We start from the raw sequence: 12,258 nt of genomic DNA, 5'->3' as shown, positions 1-12,258 counted from the left end.
CTTGGCTGAACTAAAAGTTGATAAACACCGAACCCATAATTAAATGACGCATGGTGTTATTAGTATGCGTTAGATCATCCAGATACTGATTCATATAACCTCCTTCAAACCGGACGTTTTTATTGAACGTCCAACCCAGACCTACGAATGCACGGTTCTGGTCGAAGCCTGATTTACCGCCGAATTGGGTTGAATTGACGCGTATGAAAAATTCATCCCATGCAATAACGCTAAGGCGCGGTTCAAATTCAAAAGGGTGCATAAATTTTATCATCTGGCGCGGACGAAAGCGGACATCACTGCCCTGAAGAAAATTGCTTTCAAACATAGTCCTAAATGTGATTGTGCCGTAGTCAGTCGGCAAAACATACCGGAAGGCAGGCCACACATCTTGCTGGTTGACATAGCTGTGGCCCAAGTTTTGTGTCGGTAGCCAGGTATAACCCGCCCAGACCGTGGCGCGGTCGCTAAGTGAATAACCCACGGCGGCACGTACCATGCCTTGATAGAAATGATCCCAGTTGTCATTGATACGGGCTTGCCCTTCCACCCAAATCCGGCCTTTTTCCAGGCTAGGGTCAATAAATTTCATGCTTCCTTCGCCGACGACTTGCGCCCAACTGCCTGCATCCTGGATCAAATCCAGATCGTCCACTGCCAAAGCAGGCGTTAACATACTGACAGAACACATAGTCGCTACCGTCATTACCAATGCTTTCATCTTTTTCTTAATCATATTTAAAACCGTCATTTATGGGAATCTCTAAGAATTCAAAAAACTCCTTCGCCAAGGATAATTGTAAAATCCAACGTTCTTTGACCTTAAAACATACGAGCATTACTTATGCCACATTTGTTTTCGGTAACATTGCTTGGTTGTTAGGCACACGTTTTTTCGGGTGTTCCGCTTATATATGCAATGAAAATAATCAGCGATAAAAAGAATTTACGACAAAGCAGCGCAGCTTGATGTGGGGAAAGAACTCAACTTTTTGCGTACAGATTGGTTTATATGCACCGATAGTATTGGTTTATTTGAACCAATACTAGATGGTGGAGGCTGGGTTGAAGCATTGCTTTTTGGGATAGGGGCTAATATTACCGCCCCGTTGCATTTGCATTATTGCTTCACCACAAAATGAGGAGTTAGCCCCAATTTCCTTCATTGCAAAAGTGCCATTAGCACAATCCTCCCCCTTTGAAAAAGGGGGATTGAGGGGGATTATCAAATCACGAATTTGTCAATTGCCGATATAACTCAAATAAAAATGCCACTCGGTCACTGTCGCCGGAAAATTTCTTTTTGGAATAGGCTGCGTCAACGGCGGCATCCAGTTTGTGGTGCGCCTTGACCAGTTCCGGCGGCATGGTTAAGGGGTCGTACAGGTCGGCAAGCGAGGAATTGGGGTATTTCGCACGGGCATCCAACACGGCTTGCGCGGCGGCTTCGATGGTTAGACGTTGTTTGTCGGTCAGGTTTTGAGGCCAGGGGAAGTTGTTGTAGACGATGGAGACGGAATACTGGTAGTCACTTTTTAGACGGCCAGTTGTAGAGCGCATCCATGACATGTGCATGATCGAAGATAAAATCCCGAAGTGCCAGAGTGTAGCATTTGGAAAAATGCGTAATTTATTACTGGCAAGAGTTTCATGAGACAGAAAACCAATCGGTATATATCGCCTTCTCTCCGAAGAAACCTCTGGGATTACCAGGTAACTTGAATCCGGCATATTTTCGACATGGAATCGAGTTGGCGTATCTGCCAGTTTTCTTGTGGGTGCGCTGTTGCTGGCACGCCTGACGCGCCGGACAGCTTCAACCCGTTTCATAGCTTCTGGCATTTGGCGCAGCTTGTCAGGGGGACAATCGCCTAACCATAAACACCATCGTTCATAGCCATTGATGAATTCAATGCTGCCAAGCCAACGCCTGAAATAAAGCGCGGCGGCTGGCTCTATCTTGATGAACTCGTCGCGTTCCTCTGGTGTGAACAGATAATTCCCACCGTCTATCGGCTTATTGCCAATCCCTATTTCCGGCACGGCGCAAATCGGAGAATTGCGGCGAGAAACCACAATGTCGGGAGCATCCACCAGATACGGGTTTATGTTCTTGACCTTTATCTCGTGAGGCTCAGATTGCAGGGTTTCATAATCGAAAAGCCGCTTGTCCGTCGCGTCATGCAAGGCAAAACCGATAATGACACAATGAACACTAGCCTTACCTCTTGCTTCGTTCGACCATTGAAAGGTGCGGTGTGCAAAATGGATTTTCACCCCGCGACGCAATAAATCAGGCCACAACACGCCGACCTGCTCGCCTTGGGTGATGGAATTTGTCGAGACAAAGCCAGTTTTGATTTCTTGATTATCTTCCATGAAATCCGCTGCCTTGCGATACCAGGCGGCAACAAAATCAAGTAGCCCGGCACTTTTAACGTCGTAGAAAACCCTCACCATGTCCGCCCGTTGTTCGTCATCCATATATTTGGCACCGACAAACGGCGGATTACCCAGTATGTAACTCAACTCCTCCGGTTTCACCACGTCGCGCCAGTCCAGCCTTAAGGCATTGCTGCGGACGATCTTCGCCGATTTTTTAAGCGGCAAACGCACGAAGTAGCTGCCGAATTCTTCCGACACCCGCATATTCATCTGGTGATCCATCAGCCACAATGCGGTTTGCGCGATTTGGGCGGGGAATTCTTCTATCTCGATGCCGTAAAACTGGTCCACGTCGCACAGGATGTTCAATTCCGCTACGTCTATGGAGGTGGATTGCGCTTTTCCGTACAGGCTGCGGATAACATCCAGCTCTAACAGGCGCAGTTCACGGTAGGCGATGACCAAAAAGTTGCCGCAACCGCAGGCGGGGTCGAGGAATTTGAGCTTGGCAAGACGTTGATGGAAGTCGTAAAGTTTCTTGGGCTGGTTTTTTACCCGCTCAAATTCTGCCCGTAGCTCGTCCAGAAACAACGGGCGGATGAGCTTAAGGATGTTCTTTTCCGTGGTGTAATGTGCGCCCAGGTTGCGGCGCAGCTTTTGGTCCATGACGGACTGGAACAACGCGCCGAATATCGCCGGGCTTATGCGGCTCCAATCTAGGGCGCAGCATAACAACAAATTCTCGCGCATTTCAGTGTCGAACGAGGCCATCGGCAAGTGTTCCTTAAACAGGCTGCCGTTAACATAGGGGAAAGCGGCGAGTTGTTCATCCAGGTTCTTCAGGCGTTTTTCTTGCGGTGCATCTAACACTTGAAACAACTGCTCCAAGCGCATCGCAAGATCACTGCCATCCTGCGCCGTGCGCTGCTCGATCAAATCCTGGAACAGGCGGCGTTCAAATATGCTGGTGTCTTCGGCAAACAGGCAAAACAATAAGCGGACGAGATAGACTTCCAGGTCATGCCCTTCATAGCCGATGGCCTTGAGCTTGTCGTGCAGCTTGCCCATGCGTTCGGCGGCTTTGATGTTGGCGGGGTCTTGGTCTTTGTAGGAGGTGGTTTGGTAGCCAGCAATGAAGCCGAACAGTTTGACGCTCTTGTAGAATTCTTTGATGGTGAATTCTTGCTGGGTGTTTTCCTCCAGGTCGTAGAGCCGAAAACGGGCAAAGTCGGAGACCAGGATATAGCGGGGCAAATCAATATCTTTAAGGCCGGGAAAGTAATCCTTGGCTTGCTGGAAAGCGCGGTCGAGGTTTTTGCCGCGTGATTTGTGTTCAACCAGGATAATGCCGCGCCAGAGCAGGTCGATGTAGCCGTCGTGACCGTCGGATTTTTTGACCGGTTGCTCAAACGTGGCGACGCGGCGGCGGGGTACGCCAAAAACATTGAAAAACGCATCCCAAAACGATTTGGCTTCGGCATCTTCGGAAGATTCATCCACCCATTCATGAGAAAACTTCAAGGCGCGGTCTTTGATTTCGTTCCACGATAAGGGCATGATTTTATGGTTTTTTCCAATTTATGATGGTAGCAACTATAGATGACTTATCGGGAAATGGCATCTTTCTCAAAAAATGCTGGCTCATTGTGGTGAATTGGGTAGTGGGTTTACCGGTATTTTTTGATGGACTTGTCGGCTTCATGCGTATTTTGGAGTGCAAACCTAGGTTTGCAAATCCACCTTCTCAATCAGGTTACAGATTTCATCCGCTACCGCGAATTGGTTGAAATCCACCGATTCCATTGGTTTATTTGAACCAATTCTATTTAAGCGTATAGCTTTATTAGCGCTCTTTTAATAAATAGTTAAACAAATTTAGTAAGTTGTAGGTTTTTATAGCTATTGGCATGTACATTGCTTTAAAACACTATCAGTTCAAAAATGTTGAATAGTCTCAGGAGTCGTATATGTCCAACCCCATTTCACAAGCTGTGCCTAAAACCGGCATTCCCGGTTTAATCGAAAACTGGCGCAGTGATTTATTGTCCGGTTTTTTGGTGTTCCTCATCGCTTTGCCGTTATGCTTGGGGATTGCGATGGCATCGGGCTTCCCGCCTATGGGCGGTATTATTACCGCCATCATTGGCGGTTTGGTGGTTTCGAGAATCAATGGTTCTTTTGTCACGATTAACGGCCCTGCTGCTGGCCTCATCGTGGTCATTGTCGATGCAGTGGCTGACTTGGGGCAAGGCGACGCGATGGCAGGGTATCGCTATACATTGGCGGCAATCGTTATCGCCAGCGTATTGCAAACGCTTTTAGGTGTTTTTAAGGCCGGAAAACTCAGCGCTTTTTTCCCTTCATCTGTCGTTCATGGTATGTTGGCAGCGATTGGTATCATCATCATGGCAAAGCAGATTCATACCCTGTTGGGTGTGAAGCCAGCGGCTAAGACTTTGCTGGGCACCATTGCTGAAATTCCGCATTCGTTAATGGAATTCAACCCAGAAATTGCTTTCATAGGGGTTATGGGCTTGGCTTTGTTGATTATCTGGTCGCTGATTAAAAACCCGACCTTAAAAATGATTCCCGCGCCTTTGCTGGTTGTACTGATGGGTTTGGCGTTAGAGCGGTATTTCGATCTGGATCACATCCACAATTATGCTTTTTTGCCGGATACGAAGTTTTTGCCACACCACGAATTTTCGATTGGGCCCGCCTTTCTGGTTTCTGTGCCGGAACATTTTATGGCGGGTTTTTCTTTTCCTGATTTTGGTAAAGTTGCTACACTGGAATTTTGGGAAGCCGTGGTCGCTATCTGGCTGGTAGGCAGTTTGGAAAGCTTGCTCAGTGCCACTGCTGTTGATAAGCTTGATCCTTACAAGCGTACGTCCAATTTAAACCGTGATTTAACCGCCGTTGGTATCGGTAATATGATTTCCGGGATGATTGGTGGTCTACCGATGATTGCTGAAATTGTCCGTAGTTCTGCGAATGTCAATAACGGTGCTAAAACCGCTTGGGCTAACTTTTTCCACGGCGCGTTCTTGCTGATCTTCGTGGCGTTATTCCCCCTGTTGATACACGAAATTCCGTTAGCATCGCTTGCGGCGTTATTGGTATTTACCGGTTTCCGTTTGGCATCACCCAAAGAATTTGCCAAAACGATGGAAATTGGCTTAGATAATTTTGTGTTATTTATCGTGACTATCATCGGCATATTGGCGACCGACTTGTTGATTGGGGTATTGATAGGAATTGCCGTAAAACTGCTGATCCACATCGCTCGTGGCGTGAAACTGAGCAATCTATTTACGATGGCTTACCATGTCAAGCAAACTGATGAAAACACTTATCATGTTGCTATCAGCGGTGCAGCAGTGTTTTCAAATTTCATGGGCTTAAAAAGTATGCTGTCCAATCTACCTGAGCATAAAACCATTTTCTTTGATTTGTCGGAAGCTAATTTAATCGACCATACGGTGATGGAGTTCATCCATGAATTTAGTCACGATTATGCTCACAGCGGTGGTACTTGCGAGGTAGTCGGTTTAGATGAGCATGAACCTTATTCTGACCATCCGTTAGCGGCACGGCGTAAAAATTTGGCATAACGCGAGTTTGTTCTCTCTCCCACTTTAATTATTCCGCAGGCACAGATATTTGCTCCTGCAATATCTGCGTTCACCACTTCCATGTAGATTATGAGGCTAGCAGGAGCTGCAAGCGATGTGACGAGTAGGTGTTGTTAACCACCTATTCATTGTGGTTTATGTGCTATGAAGCTTATCGCAAGTATCTTGATTCTGAATGATAGGTGTTTTGTTGATGTTGATGTTTCGAGTGGGTCACGCTTCAAAAAGTTACTTGAATGTGAGTTTTAAAGCTGTTGTTCTTAATCTTCGGGTTAACTGCTTAAGCTGGCGAGCGTTCATACCAGGCCTTCGACCCATTCACAAACTTAACAACCAGCAACATTGCTGGCACTTCGATCAATACGCCAACCACGGTAGCAAGAGCAGCTCCAGAATGAAAACCAAATAAACTAATGGCTGCGGCAACTGCCAGCTCAAAGAAATTGGACGCGCCAATCAGTGCTGATGGACAGGCGATATTGTGTTTTTCACCGACGGCACGGTTCAACCAGTAGGCCAAAGCTGAGTTGAAGAACACTTGTATCAAGATCGGCACAGCCAACAAGGCAATAACCAGCGGTTGCTTCAAGATGGCTTCGCCCTGAAAGGCGAAGAGTAGCACCAGGGTTGCCAGTAAAGCGGCGATAGACCACGGGCCAATTTTCGCCAGCACTTCGTCGAATACCATTTGCCCTTTAGTTAACAGTTTGTTCCGCCAAAGTTGGGCAAGTAATACAGGAATCACAATGTATAGCACTACCGACGTAATAAGCGTCACCCAGGGGACGGTAATGGCCGAAATTCCCAGCAAAAATGCGACCAATGGCGCGAATGCCACGACCATAATGGCATCGTTCAATGCGACTTGTGACAGCGTGAACAGCGGATCGCCGTTGGTGAGTTTGCTCCACACAAACACCATTGCCGTACACGGCGCAGCCGCCAGCAAGATTAAGCCAGCAAGGTAACTGTCGAGTTGGTCGGGCGGCAACATGGGTGCAAACAGGTTGCGGATGAACAGCCAGCCGAGAAATGCCATCGAAAACGGCTTGACCAGCCAGTTGACGAATAGTGTTACGCCTATTCCACGCACATGCTGGCGTACCTCGTGCAGTGCTGTGAAGTCTACTTTTACCAACATCGGGACAATCATGACCCAAATCAGTAACCCGACGGGAAGATTGACCTTTGCGTACTCCATTCTTCCAATCGCTTGAAAAACATCAGGGAAAATCTGCCCCAATACGATACCAACAGTAATACAAAGCAGCACCCAAACCGTTAAGTAGCGCTCAAAAAAACTGATGGCGGAAGGTTTGCCGCTCATGCCTGGTTGCCAATCTCATTCAGTGCCTTGGTTATGTCGGCACTGTTCATGTCTTCTATCGGTAAAGCCAACATTTTGTGTATCCTGACGGATAGCGCATCGAAAGTGGCTTGAAATGCCTTGGCTATTTCTTCAACAGTGCCGCTTACATGGGCAGGATCAGGCAATCCCCAATGCGCCCTGATTGCGCTATTTAGGTAAACCGGACACACTTCACCTGCCGCCTGGTCGCACACCGTAATGGCAATATCAATGCCTGCGCCATCGAATTCATCCCAGGATTGGCTAGAAAAGCCGTCGGTAGGAATTCCATTTCGCACTAAAGTTGCCAATGCATTGGCATTGACCTTGCCGGTCGGATGGCTACCGGCGGAAAATGCCTTGAATCTGTCGCCAGCGAGATGGTTAATCAATGCCTCGCCCAAAATGCTGCGGCAGGAATTGCCTGTACATAAAATCAAGATGTTTAACATGAAGTCCTCAGCTATATTTATATATTCGTATAAGCGAATATTATAGCCGAAAAGATTAGTTACAGCATCCTTTCATCTCAGGACGACCTGCCATCGTTTGCAACCTAGCGCAGTCTTGCAGTTGCTTGTGTTCACCGCCCAACTCTTTCGCTGTCACATCCAAAATATCAAACACCCAAACAGGTAATGCAGGATTGATTTGATAATACACCCACTGCCCTTCCCGGCTATCTAACAGCAAATTACATTGCCGTAACTGGGCAAGATGCCGGGAAATTTTGGGTTGCAACATATCCAGCGCATGGGTCAATTCGCACACGCATAATTTGCCTTCTTTATGCAGCAATACCATACAACGTAAGCGGGTTTCGTCGGCAAGGCATTTGAATAATGTGGTTGGGGTCATTTTTAAGTGATTCATTATGTGATATTGCACGGAATGCTATAAATTTACAGTTTTATTGTCACTAACTGGGGAATAGCCGCCCTACACTTAGCAGCTCAAATTATATAGCAGTACTGCTACATACCCCTGTTTTCGTTTATCTAATCCAAAGTTTACACAATGGTGTAATATTTCAATAGCTATCCGAGTGCTTAGTCCTTATAATGCACTCATGAATAGAAGAAAATCAGCCATTTACGTTTGGTAATTCTTTTATTCAATCCTTGCGTGTTGATCGGTACTTTCAGAAATTCCAAGCGTTTTCCCCTTCTCTGCCTGGTATGGTTAGCAATCAAACACTTTGATTTATATGCTTATGGCATGAGGACTTAATATGGCAACAGGTACAGTAAAGTGGTTTAACGAAGCTAAAGGTTTTGGTTTTATATCACCTAGCGACGGCAGCCCAGATGTATTCGTGCATTTTTCTGCAATTTCCAGCCAAGGCAGTTTTCGTACGCTGGCTGAAGGCCAAGCCGTCACTTACGACGTAGAAACAGGTCCGAAAGGTCCACAAGCCAGCAATGTAGCTGGCGCATAGCGCAGCTTCTATTCAAGCCTACTTACTGGCTTAAATGTAGTTTGCTACTAACACCACTCTCCACTTAATGAATTAGGACATGACACTTGAAACGATTATTTGTAGGCAACTTGCCTAGCGATGCCACAGAAGAAACAGTAACAACCTTATTTGCCCAATACGGCAAAGTCCGTTCCATACAACTTGTTGCCGACATTTTCAGCGGCAAATGCAGAGGCTTCGGTTTTATCGGCATGGAAGGTCATGAAGCCAGGGCAGCTATTGCTGGTTTGGACGGCAACCTGTACTGCGGTAAACCACTGAAAGTTAAATTTGAAGATGTGACTGCTGTTCGGGGCGGAAGGCGTTAAGCAATATTCAAACGTAGAGACGCAAAATTTTGTGTCTCTACGTCCATGAAAAGGGGCTTAATTGCTTGACTTAACAACACATTATTCAAGCAACCCTATCCCCAGGCTCTTCCCCAGCAAAAAACGCCGCGATATTATCCAACACACGGTTACCCATTGCCACGCGAGTTTCTTCCGTTGCACTGCCCAAATGCGGCAATAACGCCACATTGTCCAATTCCAAAAAGCCTGGGTCGATATTTGGCTCACCTTCGAACACATCCAAGCCTGCACCAGCAATCCAGCACTCTTTCAGTGCCTTAATCAAAGCTTTGCTATCGACCACGTCGCCCCTGGCGGTATTAATAAGGTGTGCCGATGGCTTCATCAATTTCAGGCGTTGCTCGTTGATTAAATGCTTGGTCGCCACCCCGCCTGGGCAATGCAGCGAGATAAAGTCAGCTTTAGCAAGCACTTCGTCGGCCGTGGCGTAGTAAGTGGCTTGAAATTCTTGCAGGACATCAGGCACAGGAGCGTGCGGCGCAGTGCAGATGATTTTCATGCCAAAACCATGATGCGCCTTTCTTGCTACGGCTTGGGCAATCCGCCCAAAGCCAATCAATCCCAAGGTTTTGCCCGTCACTTTCTGACCCAGCATGTGCGTAGGTCGCCAACCCGTCCATTGCTGATTACGAACCAGCCTATCGCCTTCCGAACCGCGTCTTGCCGACATTAACAGCAACAACATGGCAATATCCGCCGTGCAATCGGTCAGCACATGTGGCGTGTTGGTAACAACCAGCCCTTCACGTTTTGCTGCTGCTATATCGATATTGTTATAACCGACCCCGAAATTACCGATGATTTTGGCACGCTTGTTAGGCACGCTAAGGATGTCGGCGGTAATCGGATCGGTCACAGTCGGCAGTAGCGCATCCGCAGTTTGTAAGGCAATCTTAAGCTCATCCGCCGTCATGGGAACATCGGATTCGTTTAACTGCACATCATATAATGCTTGTAACCGCGATTCCACGGTAGCAGGCCATTTACGGGTTACGATAACTTTGGGTTTATTCATTGGCTGCTATTTTATGGCGATTCTTAATAAGAACTAACCAACTCTAGGGTAAGGTGCGAACCCCAGCGGGTTTATCGGGCAAATATATCATGGTTTGGAGCTAACTTTGTACTCTGTGAGCAATCTACCACACCTGCTTATCACTCGGTATTTTCCGCCAGCCAATTACTCAAATTGGCAAACTCAAGCAGGGAAATTGTCTCCGCCCGCGCTACTGGATCAATACCTAAACGAACAAAACAATCTTCACTGATAAGCTTTTTGAGTGAATTTCTCAGGGTTTTACGTCGCTGCGAGAAAGCTTGGGTGACGACTTGTTTGAATACCATCAGATCATTGACCACCACAGGTGGCTTGGGATGTGGTATCAATTTTATGATGGCTGACATGACTTTCGGTGACGGATCGAAGCTTTCGGGATAGACATCAAACAAGCACTCCGCCGCACAGTAATACTGCATCATCACGCTTAACCTACCGTATTTTTTGCTGCCAGGCGCGGCACATATCCGGTCAACGACTTCTTTTTGCAGCATAAACTGCATGTCGGCAATGCAAGCGGCATTTTCCAGCAGGTGAAATAACAAGGGCGTGGAAATGTTGTACGGCAGATTCCCGATAATGCGTAGCTTTTTATCCTGCTTAACGAGTGCAGAAAAATCAAATTTCAGGGCATCTGCGCTGTGTATGGTTAAATTCTTATTGTCTTTGAATTTATCCTTTAGCAATCGCACCAAATCCCTGTCCAACTCCACCACATCTAGCGAGATGTTTTTATCGAGTAGCGGCATCGTTAAAGCACCTTGTCCTGGTCCGATTTCAACCCAGTGTTCACCCGACTTGATTTGTAAGCTGGCTAAAATATTGGCTATAACAGAATAGTCGTGCAGAAAGTTCTGACCAAAACGCTTGCGCGGTGTATGTGTGGTATTAGTCATTATTTGCCATCATCAATGCGGTTTCCAGTGCGTAACGTAAGCTGCCTGGGTCAGCCAGTCCTGACCCTGCCAAATCCAGCGCGGTGCCGTGATCGACGGAGGTGCGGATAATGGGCAATCCCAAAGTAATATTTACGGCCTTGCCAAAACCTTTATGCTTGAGTACCGGTAAGCCTTGATCGTGGTACATTGCTAATACGGCATCGGCTTTATCGAGATATTTGGGAGTGAACAGCGTGTCAGCAGGTAACGGACCATCAAGATTCATGCCTTGCTTACGTAAACCATTTAGTACAGGCTCAATAATGTCAATTTCTTCCCGCCCCAAGTAGCCGTTTTCTCCGGCATGTGGATTCAGGCCGCAAACCAATATTCTGGGCTGTTCAATAGAAAAACGGCTACGCAGATCGTGATCCAAGGTGCGGATAACTTGCCGCACACGGTTATAGGTAATCGCTTTTGGGACTTCGGACAAGGGCAAATGGATGGTCACCAAAGCCACCCGCAATCCGGGCGTTGCCAACATCATTACTGGGTTGCCGCCGGTAATATCGGCGATAAATTCGGTATGACCAGTGAATGCAATTCCAGCATCATTGATAACGCCTTTATGCACAGGTGCAGTGACCATCGCATCAAACGCGCCTTTTAAGCAGCCTTGGGTGGCTTTGGTGATGGTTTTTAATACATAACGGCTATTGGCAACATTTAGCTGACCCGCACTAACAGGCGCGATAAGGTCAACAGATAATACAGTCAGTTGCCCGGCTTTGCTTGTTTCTATGGGTGCGTCAGCATTGAATTCAATTATCTTTAACGGCAGCCCTAATCGTTTAGCGCGTTCTTGCAGCAAGTCTGGGCTTGCTATTACAAGCAGTTGGCAAGGCAAATCGGTTTGCGCTAAAGCTATACATAAATCAGGCCCTATGCCAGCGGGTTCACCAGGCGTTAACGCGATGCGTTTTAGGTTTTGGTTATTAGCCATGTTTTGCAAAGGAAAAATGAGGGATTTTACAGGATACAACGTTGAACTGGGTTAATTCCACCTTTGCGTTGCAATTTTCTATGCCAAAATACCAAAGAAAATTTTTTGGGGCAATATCATTG

11 protein-coding genes are annotated in these 12,258 nt (G+C 47.0%); 3 read left to right on the top strand and 8 right to left on the bottom strand.

Going from position 1 to position 12,258, the window contains the following annotated elements:
- Positions 1–10 precede the first annotated feature (10 nt).
- Together AC1YY3_RS07655 and AC1YY3_RS07650 are read right to left on the bottom strand one after the other, a co-directional pair.
- Complete coding sequence (locus AC1YY3_RS07655; RefSeq protein ID WP_481824201.1) at positions 11–736, bottom strand: DUF2490 domain-containing protein; 726 nt, start codon at positions 734–736, stop codon at positions 11–13.
- Positions 737–1,230: 494 nt separating this feature from the next.
- Positions 1,231–3,942, bottom strand: coding sequence for a class I SAM-dependent DNA methyltransferase (locus tag AC1YY3_RS07650; protein ID WP_481824202.1), 2,712 nt, complete (start codon positions 3,940–3,942; stop codon positions 1,231–1,233).
- Between the two features lie 410 nt (positions 3,943–4,352).
- Here AC1YY3_RS07650 and AC1YY3_RS07645 point away from each other — a divergent pair, with 410 nt between their 5' ends.
- The gene (locus tag AC1YY3_RS07645; protein ID WP_481824203.1) at positions 4,353–5,999 is read left to right on the top strand and encodes a SulP family inorganic anion transporter; all 1,647 of its coding nucleotides are present in this window, start codon (positions 4,353–4,355) and stop codon (positions 5,997–5,999) included.
- Between the two features lie 301 nt (positions 6,000–6,300).
- On the opposite strand, the gene arsB is transcribed toward AC1YY3_RS07645, so the two are convergent.
- From arsB to AC1YY3_RS07630, 3 genes are read right to left on the bottom strand one after another with little or no spacing between them, the layout of a single operon-like run.
- Complete coding sequence (arsB, locus tag AC1YY3_RS07640) at positions 6,301–7,347, bottom strand: ACR3 family arsenite efflux transporter (RefSeq protein ID WP_481824204.1); 1,047 nt, start codon at positions 7,345–7,347, stop codon at positions 6,301–6,303.
- Complete coding sequence (locus tag AC1YY3_RS07635) at positions 7,344–7,820, bottom strand: arsenate reductase ArsC (protein ID WP_481824205.1); 477 nt, start codon at positions 7,818–7,820, stop codon at positions 7,344–7,346. Before AC1YY3_RS07635 ends, arsB begins: the two co-directional genes overlap by 4 nt.
- A gap of 55 nt (positions 7,821–7,875) precedes the next feature.
- Positions 7,876–8,241 (bottom strand): metalloregulator ArsR/SmtB family transcription factor, encoded by a 366-nt coding sequence (locus tag AC1YY3_RS07630; protein WP_481824206.1) that lies wholly within the window; start codon positions 8,239–8,241, stop codon positions 7,876–7,878.
- 358 nt (positions 8,242–8,599) lie between these two features.
- Here AC1YY3_RS07630 and AC1YY3_RS07625 point away from each other — a divergent pair, with 358 nt between their 5' ends.
- Positions 8,600–8,806: a cold-shock protein gene (locus AC1YY3_RS07625; protein ID WP_481824207.1), complete on the top strand. Its 207-nt coding sequence runs from the start codon at positions 8,600–8,602 to the stop codon at positions 8,804–8,806.
- A gap of 86 nt (positions 8,807–8,892) precedes the next feature.
- Complete coding sequence (locus tag AC1YY3_RS07620; RefSeq protein ID WP_481824208.1) at positions 8,893–9,156, top strand: RNA recognition motif domain-containing protein; 264 nt, start codon at positions 8,893–8,895, stop codon at positions 9,154–9,156.
- Between the two features lie 85 nt (positions 9,157–9,241).
- Here AC1YY3_RS07620 and AC1YY3_RS07615 read toward each other — a convergent pair whose 3' ends face one another.
- From AC1YY3_RS07615 to pdxA, 3 genes are all read right to left on the bottom strand, one after another.
- Positions 9,242–10,213 carry a 2-hydroxyacid dehydrogenase gene (locus tag AC1YY3_RS07615; RefSeq protein ID WP_481824209.1) on the bottom strand — a complete coding sequence of 324 codons (972 nt, stop codon included), beginning with the start codon at positions 10,211–10,213 and terminating at the stop codon, positions 9,242–9,244.
- Positions 10,214–10,353: 140 nt separating this feature from the next.
- The gene (gene rsmA, locus AC1YY3_RS07610; protein WP_481824210.1) at positions 10,354–11,151 is read right to left on the bottom strand and encodes a 16S rRNA (adenine(1518)-N(6)/adenine(1519)-N(6))-dimethyltransferase RsmA; all 798 of its coding nucleotides are present in this window, start codon (positions 11,149–11,151) and stop codon (positions 10,354–10,356) included.
- Entirely contained in the window at positions 11,144–12,136 is a 993-nt protein-coding gene (gene pdxA, locus AC1YY3_RS07605) for a 4-hydroxythreonine-4-phosphate dehydrogenase PdxA (protein WP_482194396.1), read from the bottom strand. Before pdxA ends, rsmA begins: the two co-directional genes overlap by 8 nt.
- Positions 12,137–12,258 lie beyond the last annotated feature (122 nt).

Source organism: Methyloglobulus sp., assembly GCF_964779595.1.
The sequence above is the reverse complement of the archived record's forward strand: the minus strand, read 5'-3'. Positions and strand labels throughout refer to the sequence as shown.